The organism is Paenibacillus darwinianus, assembly GCF_000598065.1.
Lineage (GTDB): Bacteria > Bacillota > Bacilli > Paenibacillales > Paenibacillaceae > Paenibacillus_I > Paenibacillus_I darwinianus.
Genome location: NZ_KK082141.1, coordinates 1,256 through 21,488, shown reverse-complemented (window position 1 = coordinate 21,488; position 20,233 = coordinate 1,256). Strand labels below are relative to the sequence as shown.

Genomic DNA, 20,233 nt, shown 5'->3' with positions numbered 1-20,233 from the left:
GCTTCCCGGCTTGTTGTCTGCGGACGTACGGCTGCGTCGCGTCGGCAGGCTCGGCGCAATTATTCGTGGCGCAGGTACCTTTTATCCTTCAGAAAGAGCTTCCAGAAGTAGTAAAAAGCCGGTCCTAGAATCAGGATCCCTGCGGCATAGGCGATCAGGAGCGCCTGGAATTGGTTAGGATTCGTGAAGCCCTCCTGGATGGTGAGATAGGGATGGATCAAGTAGGGAAGATGAGCCAGGCCGTAGCCGATGCTGGCCAGCGCATACTGGACGATAATCGCCGTGAACGCGACGCGGGGCAGTCCCGACCGGCCGTCTGTGTTGGCCCACAGCAGGGTGCAATAGCCGATTATAAAGGCGACGATGGAGAAAATGAACCAGGCCAGATTCGTTTCGATGCCGGTCACGATCCATCTGGCGTTGGGAACCATGGTGTAGGTGGCGACGACGGCAAAGAACAACGTGAACGGACCGAGCCAGAGCGCGATTTTCCGGTACAGCAAATAGGCGCTTGTGTCCCGGGATTCGCGTGAGTAATCGGCCAGAAACAGCGACGAGAGAAACAGCTCGGAGGACAGGCCGAATCCGAGATGCGCCCATAGGGTGGGGGAAGCCAGCAGCCGGCCGAAATAGAGCTTCGGAACGCCGCCCTCCAGATCGATGAAGCCGCCGAGCGAGATCGGCAATACGCTGATCAGCAAGCCGGGGATAAGCAGGCCGGTCGCGCCCGACACGATGCTCAGCAGCCGGCCGTATTTCCTCGCCGAGTACGCGTAGACCATAAAGCTGCTGCGAATGAGCAGAAGGAACAGCACCAGGCCGACGGGCAGCAGCAAAGCCGTGCCGAGTATGGACACCGCGAACGGGAAAAATCCGACGAGCGCCACGACGACCAGAACGAGAAACGTATTGGTGACTTCCCAGGTAGGCGACAGGAAACGGTTCGCGAGCGCGCCGGCGTTGGAAGCCTCGCCTCGGCCGAGCAGCATGCCCCAGAAGCCGGCTCCGAAATCGATCGACCCTAGAATCGAATAAACGAACAGCAGCGCCCACACCAGAAGGATGGCAATCGTCGGATCATCCATTCGTTTCCACTCCGTCCTGCTCGAGAATGTCCATTCGCGTCGTCGTCAAATCCTTCGCTACGGGATGGCGTTTGAAATACAGCCGCAGCACAAACGCCGTCAACACCAGCAGAACGGCGTAAATGGTGATGAAAAGCACAAACAAAAAACCGAGATTGTTCGTCTTGGTCGCAGCTTCGCTCGTCAGCTGCATACGATAAATGGTCCACGGCTGCCTGCCGCTGCAACTGAAAATCCAGCCCGTCTCAATGCCGATCAGGGAGAGGGCGCCGGAGCAGACCAGAATTCGCAGAAACCAGCGCGGCAGCTCTTTTCTCAATATGTACCGCCAGGCCAGCGCGCCGAAGGACAGGCCGATCAGCACCATGCCGATCACGACCATGAGATTGAAAAGCGTGTGGATATAGAGAGGCGGCCACAGCTCCTCGGGCCACTCGTTCAATCCGCGCACAACAGTATCGAACGAATTGCCGGCCAGAAAGCTGAGCGCCCACGGGATTTCGATGCCGCCTCTGATTTCCTGGGCCACGGGATCGACGATTCCGAATACTGCGAGCGGAGCGTGGGAAGTCGTCTCGAAAAGCCCTTCGGCAGCGGCCAGCTTCTCCGGATTGTACGCGTGCAGCATTTGCGCGGTGGCATGCCCGTTGACAGCAGTCAGCAGGGAGAAAATGCCGCCGAGCATCAGTCCCAGCTTCAGGCTGCGGTAATGATAATCCCGTTCTTCCTTCGTTTTACCGCGTTTCAGCAGTTTATAAGCGGCAAGCGACACAATCACGAACGACCCGGTCATATAGGCGGACAACAGCACATGCGATGAGGTCGTGAAGAAGCTTGGGCTGAGAATCGCGGCGATCGGATCAACGTTCACCACTTGGTCGTCGACGAGGTCGAAGCCGCGGGGCGTATTCATCCAGGCATGAGCGTCGGTGATCAGCACGGCGGACGCGCTGGCCCCGAGTGCCACGAAAAACACGCTGATGATCCGCATGGTCGGCGAGAGGCGGTCAGCCGCGTAGACGTAGATCGACATGAATAACGCCTCAAGCAGAAAAGCCCAGATCTCCACCTGGAACGGCAGGGCAATGACCTGGCCGACGATTTCCATGAAGCCCGGGAACAGCAGCGAGAGCATGACACCGACCAAGGTGCCGGAAGGAATCGCCACGCCGAGAATGATGGCAAAGCCTTTGGTCCACCTTTTGGCCAGAATCGCATAATGGTTGTTTTTCGTTATTTGATACAGCACTTCCGCGAACACGACCATAAACGGCACCCCTACGCCAAGCGTCGCAAAAATGATGTGAAACGCCATAGAAGAGCCGAAGAGGGCACGGGCAAGCACAACTGTGTCCAAGCTTGACGCATCCTTTCTGCACCGAGTCATTTTTCCATCATTAACCTACACCATTTGGCATGGAATTATGTATCGCAAATGAAACCCACAAAGGCGTAACACATACAGGCCAGGGCGGTGTCTATTCCGCATGAATCATATAACATCAGGATTAAAATGATAATAATGTAAATGTAGGATGCGAAAGCGTTTTTATTATGTTATATTGAAAGTGGGGTGAGACGAATGAAGGAAAATGACAATGTTTTTCCGCATTTCTATGACGGCTCCGCTCCGATGGGCGGGGGTGCTCCCGAAGAGCTCTCCGAAGCCGCCGCACAGGACGGGCCGGCCGACAGCGAAGAATGGCGGCGTTTCGTAGGCGTCAATCCTTTCGAGTACGATGCCGGCAATTGACCGGCTGCCCGGAGAAACTATCCCTGCGCGTAAGTACGGCAAAGAACCTTCCGGTTTACCGGAAGGTTCTTTTGATTTGTCATCCGTATGACGCGCTGCTTGAAGGCGTGGATGTCCTGCTTGCAGAAATCGGGCGGCGCCACCCCGGCTCGCCGGTTTTTCTCTATGCGCACAGCATGGGAGGCAATGTAACGTTGAATTATTTGCTGAGGCGGAAGCCGGAGCTGTGCGGAGCGGTCGTCGCCGGACCGTGGCTGAAGCTTGCGATCAGCCGTCCGCCGGTTGCGATCATGGCCAGGCGGATCGTCGAACGGATAGCTCCGGGGACGACCAAGCTCGGCTATCTGCTTGTCGCAAGGTCCACCTCCGTTCCGGACATGATACGCCGCAACGCGGAGGATTCATACCGGCACGGCAAGGTGACGGCCAGGTTTTTTTTCAGCGTGCGAAAAGCCGGCTTGTGGGCGCTCGCACATGCCGGCGAACTGTCCGTTCCTCTGCTTCTGCTGCACGGCGGCGACGATCGGATTACTTCGATCAGCGCGAGCCGATTATTCGCCGAACGCGCTCCGTACCGCTGCATGTTCCGCGAATGGCCCGGATTTCGCCACGAGCTGCATAATGAGACCGGCCGCGGTGAAGTATTCCGTTTCGTGTTTGCAGTGGCTGAACCGGCGGTTAACGGCCGAAAAAAAGAATGGCTCTATTCGTCAATAGAGCCATTGCACCCACAAAGCCAACATATATAAAGTGAACAACACTGTAGGCGGAATGACGATCACCGTCACCCTCACATAATCCTTCCAGTGGATTTTGACCTTATGCCGCTTGAGGATGTGCAGCCAGATCAACGAAGCCAGCGTACCGATCGGCAGCAGCAGCGCGCCCATGTCACTGCCGATTACGGAGGCCAGGTAAGCGATCTTCAGCGTCAGCGGGTCAAGGTTCATTTGGGTAAGCGCAAGCGTCCCGATCATCAATGCCGGATGATTGTTGACGAAGATCGAGAGTGCAGACAGCAGCGTTCCCATCATGATGCTGGCGTTCAGCAAGCCGCCGGCGATCGACGGCTCGAACACGGTAATCAGCCAATCCGCGAGTCCGATGTTGTTCAAGCCGTAGATCATGACGTACATGCCGAAAGCGAATACGAGAATATGCCAGGGCGTCTTGGTCAACATGTCGGCCGGCGATATTTTGACGAACAGCCATCGCCAGCCCAGCAGCAGCAGCGATCCCGTCACGGCAACGAGCTCGACCGGGATTCCCAAATACGAGCCGGCGAACAAGCTTACTCTCACGGCAAATACAAACAGCAAAATGTTTCTCATGAATTTCCCGCGCGCCGAACCGTCCGGCTGCTTGACTGCATTGGTTTTAAGCGGATGATAGCCGCGTCCGTGATAAAAGTGACAGCTCTCTATCCGGGGAAGCTTGCGGGGAAACCGGTGACGAAAGCATAAAAACAACAGAAAAACCAGGAACAGCAAACCGACCGTTGCGGGCACAAACATCATAAGCGTGTGCATATATAAATCCATGCCGACGATTTCCAAGGCGATCAGGTTGACGATATTGCTGACGCCGATCGGGGCGCTCGACGCAGTGGCGATCAGCGCGCCCGAGAGCAGGTACGGGATCTTCTCGTGATTTTTGAGACGGAAACGCTCGAGAAGAATGAGCAGAATCGGGGTTGTAATCAGAATGCTTCCGTCATTATTGAAGAAAAGCGTCATCAGGAAGCAAAGAAGATTGACATACCAGAACAGGCGGATGCCCGATCCCTTGGACCTGGCCGCCAAGCCTTCGGCAGCCCAGTAGAAAAATCCGAAGCTTTCCAGTACGATGGCCATTACAATCGTTGCCATAATCGTAATGGAGGCGCTGCTTATCGTTGCGCCGATTTGACCCAGATCCGATAGGGTAACGCTCCCGCTCAGCACGACCAACAGTGCTCCCGCTGTCGCAGGTATCGCCTCGTTAAGCCCGTTGGGGCGCCAGAGAATGAGGATCATCGAAAGCATGAACGCAATGATCGTTAGCGAAATTGTGACTGACCCGAACATGCTCGCTTCCTCCCATTCGTTATTGATCGCTGCTTGCGCCATGTATTCTGGCGATTTCGGGCATTCCTTGTCCGATCAGATCGAGCTCGGTCGCCGCTTCTTGGTCAAACGTCAGGTTTTCCTCCGCCGCGGGCGGCTTCAGTAAGGCATAGACGGATAATCCGGCAATGGCAATGATGGCGAAAGTCATCACGATACATTCCTCCTCTTCTAGCAATTTGTTTACGGAACAAATGTAATTGATAGATATTGATACTGCATGTATACGTAACCTGCATATCTAGTGTTCTAATGCATCTGCCTTGTTGCGGGAAAATCCGCTCATTCTGTTTCACATGATTCGGCAGCGGACAACAATAGTTAGATTGAAAAAGCGCGGTTCGGGAAGCGGTGACGGTGAGAAGGACGTCGATGAAGAGGTGCGAGGCTTCTCTTGAGAAAATCGTACTTCACGATCTGACGGATGAGACTTCGCGAAGGATTTCAAAGCGGGATTTCTTTTGCGTAGAGAACGGCCGCGTACATCGATTAAGCCGGTACCGGAGCCGTCGTAAACGCAATGAATCGGTTCCCAGGTTGCCGAGCACGCGAATTGTTTCTTTCTTCAATGGTCACATGCGAACTGGGCTGACATATGGTATAGAGCAGGACATCCGAATTAAATCAGAGGTGAGTCTGATGACAGCGAGTATCGCTTATTTCTCTGCGGAGTTCGGGATTGACGCATCTATACCGATATACTCAGGCGGACTGGGCGTATTGGCGGGGGACCATTTGAAAGCGGCGAGCGATCTGGAGCTTCCGCTCAGCGGAGTCGGCATTTTATACCGGAAAGGTTATTTCAGGCAGGTCGTGGGGGAGGACGGCGTTCAGCGGCATCTGTATCCGGAGATCGACCGTACCGGTCAGATGGAGCAGGTTACGGATAATGAGGGTCGGCCGCTGCTGGTCAAAGTTCCGATCGCCAATCGGCTCGTTTATTTGAAAGCCTGGCGGCTGCAAGTCGGGCGTATTCCCCTCTACCTGCTGGACGCGGACGTGGAGGCGAATGAGGAAACGGATCGTCGCCTCACCGACAATCTGTATGCGGGGGACCGCCATATCCGGATTTGTCAGGAAATCATTCTCGGCATCGGGGGAGTCCGCTTATTGCATAAGCTCGGCGTCAAGCCGGCCGTGTGGCATATGAACGAAGGGCATTCCGCCTTCCTCACGTTGGAAAGAATCAGGGAGCACTCGGCGTCGGGATTGAGCTTCCATACCGCGTTGGAAGCGGTTAAGGCAAGTACGGTATTCACCACGCATACGCCGGTTCCCGCCGGCCACGATCAATTCGATATGCAGATGATGGATCATTATTTGGGCGATTTCTATTGGCAGCTGGGTGCCGACCGCGACACGATTCTGGCGCTCGGGCGGGTGGGCGACAGCTTCAATATGACGCGCCTGGCAATGAAGACGGCATCCGTGGTGAACGGCGTAAGCGCACTTCATGAGGATGTGACGAAAGCGTTGTTTCATCATTGGCTGCCTTACATTCCGAAGCAAGACATTGCCGTGGCGTCCGTTACGAACGGTGTCCATATCGATACGTGGCTCTCGCCGGAATTAAAGAAGCTTTTCAGCCGGTATCTCTCCGCTGATTGGTCGGGGCGCACGTTCGAGCCGGCGGCATGGTCGGGAATCCGCGATATTCCGTCAGGCGAGCTTTGGGAGCGTCACCAACAGGCCAAGGAGCGCCTGCTCGAGGGGCTGCTGCCCGATCATGAGCCGAGCGCAAAGGAAACGTTATTGATCGGATTTGCCAGGCGGTTCGCTACGTACAAACGAGCGTTGCTTATTTTTATGGACCTCGACCGGTTGGATAAAATCGTGAACGATCCCAAACGGCCGGTCAGCTTCATATTTGCGGGAAAAGCGCATCCGGCCGACGATCCCGGTCAACAGATGATCCGGCGGATCGTGGAAATATCGCAGATGGAACGGTTCAAGGGGCGAATCCGCTTCGTCGAGAATTACGATATGGGATCCGCCAAGCTGCTTGTGCAAGGGGTCGATGTGTGGCTGAATACGCCGGTTAAACCGATGGAGGCCAGCGGCACAAGCGGGCAAAAGGCGGCATTGAACGGCGTGCTGAACTGCAGCGTGCTGGACGGCTGGTGGAGTGAGGGCTATAACGGGCGCAACGGCTGGGCGATTCAGGGAGCTGCCGAAGGCAGCCTGGAGCGGCAGGCCGAAGAGGACAGCGAAGCGCTGTATAGGCTGCTGGAAGAGGAAATCGCGCCGCTGTATTACCGCAGGGACGCGCATTCGGTGCCGCTGGAGTGGGTGAACAAGATGAAGGAATCGATCTGCACCTTGGCCCCCCGCTTCAATACGCACCGGATGGTTCGGGAATATTCGAATCGCATCTATTCTCCGACCGAGGAGCGCGGAAACCGCTTTACCGCGAACGGTTATGAAATTGCCGGGAAAGTGGCCGCTTATAAACGGTTTATCCGGGAGCAATGGCAGCATGTCCGCGTCCACTCCATGCATACGCATTCTTCCCAAGGGACAAGAATCGGACTAACGGAAACGTTTTTTCAGGTGCATGTTTATTTGGGGCCGATCTGGGAGCAGGATGTGCGCGTCGAGGCGGTAGGCTCTGACGGCGACGGCGGCATCTGGAAGGTGAAGCTCAAAGCGGTCGCCGAGCTCGGGAAGGGATTGTTCCGGTACGAAGGCACGTTCCGCGACCAGAATGACGCAATGCTGCATGCGACCGCGAACGTCCGCGTGTTTCCCGTGAGCAGCGATTTCAACAACGATTTTGAGATGGAGCTGACGACCTGGGGTTAGCGGGACGGTAACACGCCCGTGCGCGGTACAATCGAATAGGCGGCGAACGGAGCTTGAGCGATCAAGCTCTTTCGTGCGTTGCGCGGGAGGAGCCGTTGCTTCCTTTATCCAAAAGTAATATGATACGTGTTAACGAAATGACGGTGAGGATGGGTGAATGGCGTATGGCGGAGCGGGAAGTTTATCACCAAGCGCGAATTGAGCTGGTGGACATCATACGGGGATTTGCCGTGATCGGCATCTTTCTTGTCAATGTACCGGAGATGCTCGGGACAGGCTACGGGTTTGTTTCCGAGTATGCCGGCTCCGACGCCTTGATCCGGCTGCTGTACGATATGTTCGTACAGACGAAATTTTACACAATATTTGCGTTCCTGTTCGGGCTCAGTTTTTATTTGTTCATGCAAAGCGCGGAACGGCGCGGCCTTGGTGCAAGGAAATTAATGGCACGCAGGCTGCTGCTTTTGGCGGTCGTCGGTCTCGCTCACGGCGTCCTGCTGTGGTACGGAGATATATTGCTGCCTTATGCGCTGCTCGGATTTATTCTGCTTCTCTTCCACAAACGCAGCCCGGCTGCAACGTTGGCATGGGGGGTGAGCCTGGTCGGCATGGCGGCTCTGCTCATTTTTGGAGCCACCTGGATAGCGGTCGCGCTTGCCCCGGAATCATTGAGCGACACGCTTTTTCTTGCGCTGCCCGATATGCAGGACCGCATCGATTTTCTGCTCAACGTGGCAAGCGTGAACTATATTGTGATCGGCCCCGAAATACTGGGATTGTTCCTGCTCGGCTATTATGCCGGCCAAAAAGGATGGTTCGCTGGCGAAGGGGGGATATCGCGCAGTCTGCTCGCCCGTCTGCAGTGGATGACTCTGGCGGCATCGATCGCGCTTTTTATCCCGATGGTCAACGCTTACGTTTCCGACGACTTGTATAACCCGAACTATGTATATCACTATACGTATTTATCCGGGAAGACGATGGCCGTCTTTTATGTCTGCACGTTGATGCGCCTCTATCAGACGCTCGGTTCGCGCTGGTTCGGCGGCTTGGCCGCATTGGGACGGATGGCCTTCACCAATTATTTGATGCAGACGCTTATTACGATAGTTCTGGTGTATGTCGTATGGCGGCAAGCCAACGAATGGCCGTTATGGGCCAATCTTCTCTATGCCGTCGCAGTGCTGCTCAACCAAATCGCCTGGAGCAAGCAATGGCTCCGCCGGTTCAGCATGGGACCATTCGAATGGCTCTGGCGGGCGGGAACCTATCTGCAATGGCCGCCGATGCGAACGGGCCGATCAACTGAAGGAAAACGGAGTGCAAACCGATAAGGTTGATTGAGCAAACGCGAAAAAAGGGACTTTACGGACGTCATGCGGCATGACGTCCGTAAAGTCCCTTTGCTCATTCCGACGGGGTTTGAAGATTGGCCTCCAAGTCCTCGTCAGTGCTCACCCGCCTCACCCTATCCGTTTTGGTTACTTATATCGCCAGTTGGGGATAGTATTCCCGTCATGAGAGAATTTTAATGGCCCGAACGCCCTATAAGCCGCTCTGCTGTGCGAAGATATGAGCAGAGGTGATCTTAACGAGATGGATACGAAACGATGTTTATTTTGCGATCAAATCGTGCCGACTGAAACGAACGGCGGCTATGACTGGTATATTGGCTGCTATTGTTCCCCCGTGGGACGTTATGGTTTATTGAGCGACAGCTATGAGACGTATTATACGCTTCCGCTCGCTTCGAAGCGCCGGTTAGATCCGTTGTTCTCAGCGTATATCCGGGAACTGACCGATTGCGGCGAAACGGTGCGCCTGACGGCGGAGGACATCGACACGCTGGAGCATTCTCCGCGCATCCCCGCGACGATCGACGGCAAGGCGAACCGGCTTCTGCAGTATTTGCACCGCCACTGCGGCGCGGCTTACGAGCCGGTCGTCATTCACCCGCTGGCTGTCAGCTATAATTTGACCTATTCGATGAATTTGCAGGAACTGATCTACATTATCGAAATGCTAAAGGAACGTGAGTTAATCGAGCGTTCCGGTTCCACCTTCAGGCTGACAAAGACCGGCTGGCTGGAAGCAGTGGCCACAGCAGAAGGACGCAACGCCAAACCTTGCCTCATTTTGGTTCCCGACGACGAGGAGAAACGAAACGAGTGGGGGGAGCGGGTGATCCCGTCGATTGCCCAGTGCGGCTACGCGGCCCGTCTCAATCCACGAGGCGGTACGGCGGAATCCGGGACCTTCGACTACCGAGAGATTGCTCAAAGCAAGCTGCTCCTTGCGGATTTATCCGGGCATGCGCCCGAGGTGTATTTTGCGGCCGGCTATGCGTTGGGGCTGCAAATCCCGGTCATATGGACGTTGAAGCGGCGTGAAGCCGATGCGAGGATGGTACGGTCGGAACTGATCCGGCCGATCCTGTGGGACGAGCCCGAGGAGCTGGCGGCACTGCTTCAGCAGCGATTAAGCGTGTAAAAAGAGAATTGGGCACCCTTGTCATATTGGTGTTCATAGCGACGGTGCGTGCATGACTTTTGCCGGGTGGATGAATACTATGTGCGGAAAAGGGGTCCTCGGCATGCAAGAAGCGGCAACGGAAACGCGAAATCCGAGGCCATCGCCATTGGAGCCGCCGTGCTGCTGTTGGGGAAAGAAACGAAAGGAACCGATCCGGATGCCGGTTACTGACAAAACCAAAGCTCCTGTCCTTTAGCGGGGAACAAGAGCTTTTCGCTGCGTTTTTTTACGGCCGGCGCCGAGTCCATTGCTCGAAGGACAGGGCGGACCACCCTTCCTTCGGCGCCGCCGGAATCGGCGGCTGACCCAGCATCGGACGCAAAAAAAGCGGAGGGCTTTCAGGTAGCCGGGTGAAGGTCTTCGGCTGCTTGTGGGGGTATGGGTAGCCGATCACCGGACCGAGCCATGTCTTATCAGGCACGCACCATCCGTATTATTCATCGTACTAACGAAGCGAGGTGTTTGTAACCCACCCATAAGAGATCGCTCATCTGAACCGTTTTCACAATTCCCCGCAATCCGGCTTATTATAAAGCAAGGTTGTTTGTCTGCGTTCGACATGCTTATCGTTACTAGAATGTTGGTAAATAGAATGAACGCCGGACAGGCGCCCCATACTAACGCTTGCGGCATAGCGGTTATGATTCCGAGGACAAGGCGGGGATAGGGATGGCGAAGGCGGAGGCCACGTTAGAGTGGGACATTTATTTGTTAGCCGGCGTCGGATCGACGCCCGGTATTTTTAACGATTGCAAGCGAGAGCTGGAGCGGCGGTTCGGCATCATTGGACGGCATCCCGTCATCCGCGAGCTGTTCCCCTATGGCGATCATACGCAAAAACTTGGCCGTCAGCTACTTGAAGTCCGGGGCGACCTTTCCCGCTTGCAGGGTGCGGCCCAGTTCGGCGGCAGAGCAGCCGCGGAGCAGATCCGCCGGTTATCCGCCGGCCATCCGGTCCTGTTGATCGGGCACAGCGGGGGCGGAGTGGCGGCCTATCGTGCGGCTGCTATTCTGTATGCCAAAGGCGCTATTCCCGATTTCCGGGTCATCCAGGTGGGTTCTCCAAAGGTGCCAATCTGCTCCGAATACCGCGATAGGATCAGTTATTATGTGGCGGTGGATGAGACAGGCAAGCTGAAGGACCCGATCACCCGGCTCGGCAGCTGGGGAGGATGGAGTCGGAGCCGGCTTGGGCTCTGGTCTTGGAGCAAGCAGAAGTATGCGCCGGGACGTATCGGCACGATTACGGTGCTTGGCGGACATCCGCATTATTTTCGTCACCGGGAGCCTTACGTGCATCCCGAGCTGGGCTCGAACCTCGTTCGCACGTTGAATACCATCATGGAAAAGACGGAGCTTGACTATTAATAGTCCGATCTTACCAACATGACCTTCAAACCGAAGGATCCTACGGCAAGCTTGCAATCCTCATAATCGCATTCACCGGAGGTCATCACGACCAAGCAATGATCAAAGATGCATCTGACCCGTCGCTCCTTCTTCGTTGTGTGACTACGTGCTGTCCGCTTTTGGCCGACACAGCTTTGGTTTTAATGTCATATTACTCCGTAGCGGACGTTTTGAAACAATTCAAGCGCGAAGGGGCGAAAATCGCTTCTATCGGTGTATGATTGTTTCGAAGGTTGCGCATGCTTATATCCATACGGGCCGGTGGAAAAAAACCGCCCGAGAAAGGGCGGGGCGGGATAGTCATGTTGAACTGGATCAGAAGGGTAAATATACTCTGGCTGCTTGTCACGTTGTTTGTTTTTCACGGACTTCTCTATTCGGCACTGGGGACGGATAACTGGCTGAGTGTCGCGCTGACGGCAACACTCGTCGATACGGCTGTAGTCGCGGCCTTGCAATATGTTATCGTCGGCCGCGGAAGAGAGCGGGGGAAATAAAGCGGCTCTAATGACAGGCTGAGGTTGGCGAGATCCGTACGGTGAACCGGACGGCTATTTGTTGTGCCGGCTTCGAATACGTTGGTAATTGAGGCATTTGTAGTCCGTTTTTTGGAAATGGATTGGCTAATCCATCTAAACATAGGCTCGGAATTAAAAGAAACGCCATTCTCGATATTACCCCGTTTTCACTGGTCGGTTTCTCTCTCCCCTGCAGGTTTTGGGCGGAAGAATCCGGCCTTTTCCCGCGATTGGAATACTTGGGCAATCCACATCTTAAAGATGCGGCTTAGCCCTTCTGCCTGTTGGACTTAGGTTGGAACTTCATGCAGGGCTGCCCGGACGAAGATAAAACCGCCGCACTGGGCATGCTTCGCGTTTTGAATTCGTACGCTTTACATCCCCGCGGAAAGTTAGGATCCCAGGTCACGAAGTAAAACCGGCAGTTCATGCAATTGATGCGCTGTGTATCGGACATATGACTCCCTCAGATCTACTGCATAAAAGTTGAATTCAAGTCTAAATGGGTCCTGATTGATTTCATTATAAGTTCGACTCTTTCCGCAAATCAAGCGCCGGTATTTGCGTTCCGATTGCAATAAATCTGACAAAGCCTACTTGTTGTTTGACAAATTAACCGCTAAAAATCACCGACGGTTTGACAAGCTTTTCCTCCGCCACTCTGTACAATCTATGGTATCTGCGGCGGCCGCGTCGCATGGCGGAATGAAGCGAGTCCAAAAACTGATCGGTAAGAGGTGGATATGATGTACAGTAAAAAGAATCGGTCGTTACAGTTCGTTTGCGTATTGAGCGCGATCTTTATTCTGATTCTGACGACGGGCATGCTGGTTGCAACCACGGAAAACGAGCCATCGGCAGCTAATGCTTATGCGGCGTCTCTGTTGACCGCAGTCGAGGGACGAAAGCCCGAAAAGTCGCAGCAAAAACCGGTTCCGCCGCCTGTGTCCGCCGCTGCGGCCTTGCGGAAGCCGACCGAGCCCGTTGGGACCCTAGCCTTGTCATCTGTCAGCGCCGCCGCCAGCGCGGATTCGGTGGCCAAGTCGCTTGACACGCCGGCACGGCCGCTGCCGCCGTCGCCCGCCGCCAAACGCTATAAAGTCACAGCCTATCATCTGAACGTCCGGGCAAATGCCGATTTGAGCTCCGACATCATACGGGTGGCCGAGAAAGGCGCCGTGCTTGACGTCGTTTCGGCAACCGGCAACGGTTGGTTCAAGCTGGCGGGCGAAGGATACGTTTCCGGTAAATATGTGCAGCCGGCAAGCCTAACCGGCAAGGTTTCCGGACAAGTCGCCGTGTTGTCCGCCACAATGCCGCCGGGCGCTCGTACGGAGGTCAAACCGGAGCCGGCTATCGCTATACATAAGCTGGGAAATGTTCAAAAGCCGTCTTCCGCCGTGAACTCCAGATCCGGGCTAACGGAATCCCACATTGCCGACCTGTTGACGAATACGGCGCTTGCCGAGCAGGGATTGGAACAAGCGATTCTGGAAATCGAAAACGAATACGGCATCAATGCTTACTTCACGATTGCGGTCATGAAGCTGGAGAGCGGCAACGGCAAGAGCCGATTGGCCCGAAATAAAAACAACCTGTTCGGATTAATGGCTAGGAGTGGAGCGCTCTCCTTCGAAACGAAGGGAGACAGCATCCGAAAGTTCGGACAACTTATCGCGAAAAACTACGTCGGGCAGGGGTATGCGACGATTGAGAAGGTTGCCGGGAAATATTGTCCGGTTAACCCGGGTTGGCCGGGATTGGTCAAAGGCATCATGAAAAGCGATTATCGAAAGCTCTGACATACCGAAATCGGTGCCGGCTCTATATAACGCAATCGGAAAATGATTCGGCTATGGGAACCTGTCCCATAGCCTTTTTGAGTGAATTTTCCGTCTCCGGGATCAGACAGGATACAAGGCGTCAAAAGCGAATATAGTAATGAGCGGCTAACAAATGGTTGACGCTTCAATGTTGCCGGCGATTCTTTGCTATAATATTCGGCAGGACCTGCAGCAAGAGGGGGTGTTGAAACATGCGCACGGAATGGACCAAGGCCGATAAGGAACTGCGTTTGATTACGGTGACCGGGAGTGAACAGAATGAGCCGGTTGTCATTGCGGGGATGACGGAGGGCGTCCAATGCATCGGGATTGGAACGGACGCCGCCGTATTCACCTGCGACAGCGCGCCGGGCTATGCTTTTAAACTGTACTCGGATATTGCGCTGAATAAAAAGGAGATAGAAGCCGGCGTTTATGAGCGGCTTGCGGGTATTCCTTATTTTCCACACTGCTTCGGGGACGGCCGCAACTATCTGGTATTAAGCCTGGAGTCCGGCACTACGCTGTATGACTGTCTGGTTCAAGGTGTACCCATTCCGGAACAAGCCATTCTCGATGTGGAAGAAGCGCGGGCGCTTGTGCGTTCCCGCAGCTTGAACCCGCGGGATATTCACTTAAAGAACGTTATCCTGCAGAACGGACGGGGCAAGGTGCTGGACGTTTCCGAGTATGTGTTGGAGGGCAACGATAACCGTTGGGAGCATCTGGTGTGGGCTTACCGCCTATTTTACAAAATGATCGAAGGTAGGAAAATACCGGTCTGGGCGCTCGAAGCGGTCAAGAATGGATACGTGAAACTGGATGAAGCGGACGTTAATCTCGAGGCCTATGCGCAGCGGATCATTCGGCTTTTCCCCAGATTCATGAAATAACATGCGGCTATACGCCCTGGAGGTAACGCAATGGGCCATTCACGCGGAGCAGCACGGTCGATTTGACGCTGGTGGACGCCCGAACGGGCAAGCCGGTCGACATGGGGAGCATATTTGACTTTTTCGACCCGATTTCGCATCATGGTACTAAGCGGATCACGGCCCAACAAACGGCTAACCGCAACCTGCCAAGAACGCAATGATCAAACACGGCTTCAAGCCTTACAGTAAGGAATGGTGGCATTACACCCTTGAGGGAGAACCGTTCCCGGACCGCTACTTCGATTTTGACGTGGAGTAAGAAGGCCGCCGAGCCGTTAAACGGTACGCCTTCGTTTGCCGATAATCAAGATAGGCGGATTAATTCAGCGAGCTGATACAGGAGACTTTTCATGAAATATGTGAGTATCGATAGTGTGGAGCAAGGCCAGTTTCTCGGTAAAACGATCTACTCCGGTGGCGGAACACCGCTTTTATCGGCCGGCATTCAATTAACGGTATATATGATTAACACCCTTAATCGTATCGGCGTCACCATGCTCTATATCCAGGATAAGGCCTATGAGGATATCGATACGGACGATATTCTGAGCGACGCCACGAAGCAGGCGGTTATGCGCGAGATGAACGGCGCTTTTGAAGCGATCCGTTCAGGCAAGGAATGGAGCCCCAAAAATATCGGCGTCAGCGTGGGCCGCATCCTGGACGATGTGATGAGTAACAAAGAGTTGCTCGTCCAGTTGTCGGATATCCGCACTGCGGAGAATGCACAATATGTTCATGCCATGAACGTCTGTCTCATCTCGACGCTCATCGGGATCAACATGGGCATGAATTACAGCCAATTGAAGGATCTGGCCATCGGCGCGCTGCTTCATGATGTGGGAAAGAACGGACAAGCACAAGCGTCGATCGGCGATGAGCCGAAGGACGTGAAAAGGCACCATACATGGCGCGGCTACGAGCTCCTGAAGAACAAGCGTGAATTCAGCCTGTTGACTGCTCATATCGCCCTGCAGCACCACGAACGGGTCGACGGCCGAGGGTTACCGCGGGGATTGACCGGAGATGCGATCCATTTGTTCGCCAAGATTGTTGCCGTCGCCAACAAGTACGATAACCTGATCAACACGCTTAACGACAAAGGCCTGCTGCCGCATGAAGCGTGCGAGGAGCTGATGGCGATGTCGGAGCAGGAGCTGGATCATGAAACACTTGTCGAATTCACGCGTATTATTTCCGTATATCCGAACGGAACCGCAGTTCGCCTATCGACCAAGGAAACAGGTGTTGTCGTGCGCCAGCACCGCGGTCTTCCAGGACGACCGGTCGTCAGGATCGTCCGGACCAACGATGACGAGTTCGAAATAACCGAAGTGGATCTGGCGAAGCAAATGACGGTGTTTATCGAAGCGGTCATGGCCTGAATCTGAATCATCACAAGATAGTTGGAGGGTGAGAAGAAATTTGTACATAGAACTTCTAGTGCTATTCTTACTTATCGTATTAAACGCTTTTTTCGCTGCTTCCGAAATCGCCTTGATCTCGCTTAACGACAACAAAGTAAAAACAATGGCGGAGTCGGGTCACAAAAAAGCAAAGCTGCTGTATAACCTGCTAAGCGAACCAAGCCGCTTTCTGGCCACGATTCAGATCGGCATCACCTTGGCGGGTTTTCTGGCGAGCGCCTTCGCCGGCGACCGGTTTGCCGGACGTCTGGCGGAGTTTCTGTACAATGCCGGAGTTCCGCTCGGGCAGAACATCCTGGAGACGGTCTCGCTGATTCTGATTACGCTCGTCCTTTCTTATTTCACGCTGGTGCTGGGCGAGCTTGTCCCGAAACGCCTGGCTATGCAGAAAGCGGAAGCGATCTCCATGTTTGCCGCAACACCGCTGACGCTTCTGCTGAAGGTGTCCTCGCCGTTCGTCAAATTGCTGACACTCTCGACCAATATGATTGTCCGTATGTTCGGGGTCGATCCGAATGCGAATAAGGAACAGGTGACCGAAGAGGAAATCCGGATGATGGTGGATGTAGGCAAGGAGAGCGGCGCCATCCAGGAAAACGAAAAAATGATGATCAATAACATTTTCGAGTTCGACAACAAGACGGTATCCGATATTTTCACACACCGAACGAATGTGGTCTGCATCCCGCACGACCTGACACTCGGCGAACTGACGGCCCTCGTGCAGGTGGAGAAATTTACGCGTCTCCCGGTCTATGAAGGCGAGATCGACAATGTGGTCGGCATCCTGCACGTTAAGGATCTGATTAAATACATTGATACCAGAGCCGCAGAATCATTTGATTTAAGCAAGATCATCCGGGCGCCTTATTTCGTTCCTGCCTCCAAGCGGACGGATGAGCTGCTGAAAGATCTTCAGAAGAACAAGGTTCATCTGGCCGTCGCCATTGATGAATATGGCGGGATGGCCGGCATCGTGACGATCGAGGATTTGATCGAGGAGATCGTCGGGAACATTTTCGACGAACATGATGATGAAGAGAAGGAAATCGAGAGCCTTGACGACAATACGTTCATGATTAACGGCATTGTCAGCTTACGCGAAGTCAAAGAGCTGTTGAACATCGAGCTTCCGATCGAGGACTATGATACGTTGAGCGGTTTTATTATCGGCCAATTGGGACGCATCCCGTCCGAAGGCGAGCAGCCCGCGATTGAGTCGGGCGGATTCATATTCAAGGTCGAGGTCGTCGACGAGAAAAGGATCGGCAAGGTGAAAGTGCTGCGTTTGGCGAATGATGAGGTGTCGGGATAGGTTGAGTAGTACCGCCGACCCGCTACGCGGTCGACGCGGCCAATAGCTGAATATAATCAGGAAGGCAGGTGCCAAAGGTGCCTGCTTCTTCTATTGCCCGATTGGACATAATGTCTCGGTGTAGGAAATGAATTGCCGGGGAAAATATGACAGGTCCTTCAAGGCTGCTTAGAAGCCGGATAAACTGCCGCCGGTTTCCAATGGCAGCCGACTATTTCCCTATGTTATAATTCTCTGTATCTTGCATCTCGCATTTTCCCACAGATAATAGATAAGGAGAAACGAAATGCATAACATACGGGGAAAAACAGTCGCGCTGCCGCGCCGGTAAAGCCTGTTGTTTCATCCACTCCAAACGTTAGGAATCGATAACCTATGACAATCGGTTTTTTTGATTCGGGGATCGGCGGACTGTCGGTGCTGGCGGAATCGCTCCGGCGCCTCCCGGCCCAGAATTATTTGTATATGGCGGATACGCTCCATGTTCCTTACGGCACCAAATCGATGGAAGAAGTCAAAGCGTTCATCCACGAGGCCATAGCGGCGATGATCCAAGAAGGCATCGATGCGCTTGTCGTCGCGTGCAATACGGCTACCAGCATTGCCGTGGAGGAGCTGCGGACGCTGTATTCCATTCCGGTAGTCGGGATGGAGCCGGCCGTTAAGCCGGCGGTGGAAATGAACCGTGCGACAGGAAAAAGAGTGCTGGTGTTCGCTACACCTTTAACCCTGCAGCTGCCTAAATATTACGCGCTCGTATCCCGTGTGGACGAACGGGGAATCGTCGATTCGCTGCCGATGCCGGAGCTTGTCCGTTATTGCGAAGACCTGCAATTCGATAAGGCTGTTATGAAAGATTATTTCCTGACCAAGCTGTCTCCCTATAACCTGGACGATTACGGCATCATCGTGCTGGGCTGTACCCATTATCCGTTCTATACCGATATTCTTCGCGGCATGCTGCCGCCGCATATCCGGATCGTCGACGGCAATGCGGGAACCGTGAAACGGCTGACTGCGCTGCTGCATCGTTTCGGGATCGCGGACAACGGCCTTGGCGGGGGAAACGTCCGGTTCATGTGCTCCGGCGGAGATCCCGCCTATCTGGAGAAAATGCGCTTCGCACTTGAGTTCATCCGGGGGAACGTCTTCCGTACCGAAGACGCGCTTTAACGCGGGCCTGAACAAGCTTATAAACAGGAACGGCTGCCCTGAGCAGCCGTTCTGCTTATTCGACCGTAATTACCAGATCATTGCGCGCGATACAATGACGAGCAGGATGAACAAAACCAGGATGACGCCTGTGGAAGTAAGGCCTCCGAAACCGGGTACGCAACTCATTGAACTTATTCCTCCTTCTGATGAGCTAAAACCAGTGTATTGCAAATGACCTCCAAATGCTTGGATGAATGCCCGGTTTTCACACATCGTACAGGCTAGAATATTCCTCGGGGCCGATGCCTATATGAACCTCGATATACTCCAATGCGGTAACGGCCATGATCTGATGCCTCGTCCCCGCCTCGATTTCAATGACATCCCCGGCTTTGAACGAACGCCAGGCGCCGTCGATCTCCAGTTCGCCGCAGCCCGTCAGGGCAACCGCAATTTCCTTTTTCCCGGCATGCTCGTGAATCGCCGTGCGCATGCCCGCCAGCATCGTCACTTTGGACGTTTGCGACTCCGGATGTTCCGCCGCTCGCTTGCGGTCATAGACCGTTCGCGAGCCCCAGTGCTTTTCATCATACCTGCCGGCTTGGCCGGATTCCGAATCCGGGACCGCTTTCTTGATCTCGCTGCTAAGCCCTTTTCTCGTCACGAGAATACCGTCCGGACTGGCCGCGACGATGATGCCCTGTCCGCCGATAACGTGCACGGGAACCGGCAATTCGTTGACGATACAGGAATCGTCCGTTTCGGCGGAGAGCGAGCCCGCTCCGTTGACCGGCTCCGCGAGCTGCTGCGTCAACGTCTCCCAGCTGCCCAAATCATGCCAGGGGCCTCCAAAGGGAACGACCACAGCGTTGGAGCTCCGTTCCACAACCTCGCGGTCAAAGCTGGCATCGGGCAGCATTTCGAACATCGCCATTATTTCGTTATAGCGTACAGGAAGCTTGCGGCGCTCCAGCATGGTCAGCATAAACTCCAGCTTGAAGGCAAAAATCCCGCAGTTCCAGAGCGCTTGCTGCGCAATCAGACGACGGGCCTGCCGTTTATCGGGCTTTTCCGCAAAACGCGCAATGGATCGGTATTCCGCATCGCCTCCGGGCTTCGGCACGATATACCCGTATTGCTCGGACGGATGGAGCGAGGCGGCGCCGATCAGAGCAAGCTCGGCACCCGATTGGGCGAGCACCGCAGGCAAACGCTTGATGATCTCATAGAAGTCGTCCAGCGCAAACAAGTCAACCGGCATGACGCAAATGATTGCGTCATCTGCGACCTGCATACGTTCCCGAAGGTAGGACGAAGCAAGGGCAATCGCGTTGAACGTTCCACGCCGGCACGGCTCGTGAATGACGGGAATC

General features: G+C 54.5%; 18 protein-coding genes and 1 pseudogene. 13 read left to right on the top strand and 6 right to left on the bottom strand.

Going from position 1 to position 20,233, the window contains the following annotated elements; genetic code table 11:
* Positions 1–59: 59 nt before the first annotated feature.
* Positions 60–1,085 (bottom strand): cytochrome d ubiquinol oxidase subunit II, encoded by a 1,026-nt coding sequence (locus tag BG52_RS04765; RefSeq protein WP_036580351.1) that lies wholly within the window; start codon positions 1,083–1,085, stop codon positions 60–62.
* Entirely contained in the window at positions 1,078–2,442 is a 1,365-nt protein-coding gene (locus BG52_RS04760) for a cytochrome ubiquinol oxidase subunit I (protein WP_051587608.1), read from the bottom strand. The genes BG52_RS04765 and BG52_RS04760 overlap by 8 nt, the downstream gene beginning before the upstream one ends.
* Before the next feature lie 225 nt (positions 2,443–2,667).
* Between BG52_RS04760 and BG52_RS15945 the strand changes: the two genes are divergently transcribed.
* Together BG52_RS15945 and BG52_RS04755 are read left to right on the top strand one after the other, a co-directional pair.
* Positions 2,668–2,838, top strand: coding sequence for a hypothetical protein (locus tag BG52_RS15945; protein ID WP_190287467.1), 171 nt, complete (start codon positions 2,668–2,670; stop codon positions 2,836–2,838).
* Positions 2,839–2,909: 71 nt separating this feature from the next.
* The gene (locus BG52_RS04755) at positions 2,910–3,587 is read left to right on the top strand and encodes an alpha/beta fold hydrolase (protein WP_036580353.1); all 678 of its coding nucleotides are present in this window, start codon (positions 2,910–2,912) and stop codon (positions 3,585–3,587) included.
* Here the strand turns inward: BG52_RS04755 and BG52_RS04750 are convergent.
* Positions 3,549–4,904: an arsenic transporter gene (locus tag BG52_RS04750; RefSeq protein ID WP_036580354.1), complete on the bottom strand. Its 1,356-nt coding sequence runs from the start codon at positions 4,902–4,904 to the stop codon at positions 3,549–3,551. The genes BG52_RS04755 and BG52_RS04750 overlap by 39 nt on opposite strands.
* 19 nt (positions 4,905–4,923) lie before the next feature.
* The gene (locus tag BG52_RS15940; protein WP_190287466.1) at positions 4,924–5,097 is read right to left on the bottom strand and encodes a hypothetical protein; all 174 of its coding nucleotides are present in this window, start codon (positions 5,095–5,097) and stop codon (positions 4,924–4,926) included.
* Between the two features lie 485 nt (positions 5,098–5,582).
* Here BG52_RS15940 and glgP point away from each other — a divergent pair, with 485 nt between their 5' ends.
* The 11 genes and pseudogenes from glgP (at position 5,583) to murI (ending at position 18,878) form a co-directional block, all read left to right on the top strand.
* Complete coding sequence (glgP, locus tag BG52_RS04745; RefSeq protein ID WP_036580356.1) at positions 5,583–7,745, top strand: alpha-glucan family phosphorylase; 2,163 nt, start codon at positions 5,583–5,585, stop codon at positions 7,743–7,745.
* 164 nt (positions 7,746–7,909) lie between these two features.
* A complete protein-coding gene (locus BG52_RS04740; protein WP_036580399.1) occupies positions 7,910–9,079 on the top strand; it encodes a DUF418 domain-containing protein in 1,170 nt (389 codons plus the stop codon).
* Between the two features lie 262 nt (positions 9,080–9,341).
* The gene (locus BG52_RS04735; protein WP_036580359.1) at positions 9,342–10,235 is read left to right on the top strand and encodes a hypothetical protein; all 894 of its coding nucleotides are present in this window, start codon (positions 9,342–9,344) and stop codon (positions 10,233–10,235) included.
* Between the two features lie 711 nt (positions 10,236–10,946).
* On the top strand, positions 10,947–11,645 hold the full coding sequence (locus tag BG52_RS04730; protein ID WP_036580361.1) for a hypothetical protein: 699 nt from the start codon (positions 10,947–10,949) through the stop codon (positions 11,643–11,645).
* Positions 11,646–11,989: 344 nt separating this feature from the next.
* The gene (locus tag BG52_RS04725) at positions 11,990–12,184 is read left to right on the top strand and encodes a hypothetical protein (protein ID WP_144340735.1); all 195 of its coding nucleotides are present in this window, start codon (positions 11,990–11,992) and stop codon (positions 12,182–12,184) included.
* A gap of 764 nt (positions 12,185–12,948) precedes the next feature.
* A complete protein-coding gene (locus BG52_RS04720) occupies positions 12,949–14,007 on the top strand; it encodes a glucosaminidase domain-containing protein (protein ID WP_081793579.1) in 1,059 nt (352 codons plus the stop codon).
* Positions 14,008–14,240: 233 nt separating this feature from the next.
* Complete coding sequence (locus tag BG52_RS04715; protein WP_036580368.1) at positions 14,241–14,921, top strand: protein kinase family protein; 681 nt, start codon at positions 14,241–14,243, stop codon at positions 14,919–14,921.
* Positions 14,922–14,968: 47 nt separating this feature from the next.
* A pseudogene (locus tag BG52_RS16755) lies at positions 14,969–15,222 on the top strand (M15 family metallopeptidase); the annotation flags it as partial.
* Positions 15,223–15,313: 91 nt separating this feature from the next.
* A complete protein-coding gene (locus BG52_RS04710; RefSeq protein ID WP_036580370.1) occupies positions 15,314–16,348 on the top strand; it encodes an HD-GYP domain-containing protein in 1,035 nt (344 codons plus the stop codon).
* A 40-nt stretch (positions 16,349–16,388) separates the two neighbouring features.
* Entirely contained in the window at positions 16,389–17,705 is a 1,317-nt protein-coding gene (locus BG52_RS04705; RefSeq protein WP_051587609.1) for a hemolysin family protein, read from the top strand.
* Between the two features lie 375 nt (positions 17,706–18,080).
* Positions 18,081–18,878, top strand: coding sequence for a glutamate racemase (gene murI / locus BG52_RS04700; RefSeq protein WP_036580375.1), 798 nt, complete (start codon positions 18,081–18,083; stop codon positions 18,876–18,878).
* Between the two features lie 69 nt (positions 18,879–18,947).
* On the opposite strand, the gene BG52_RS16375 is transcribed toward murI, so the two are convergent.
* The gene (locus BG52_RS16375) at positions 18,948–19,046 is read right to left on the bottom strand and encodes a hypothetical protein (RefSeq protein ID WP_036580377.1); all 99 of its coding nucleotides are present in this window, start codon (positions 19,044–19,046) and stop codon (positions 18,948–18,950) included.
* Positions 19,047–19,125: 79 nt separating this feature from the next.
* A partial coding sequence (locus tag BG52_RS14795; RefSeq protein ID WP_036666895.1) for a sugar phosphate nucleotidyltransferase occupies positions 19,126–20,233 on the bottom strand: 1,108 nt, incomplete at its 5' end.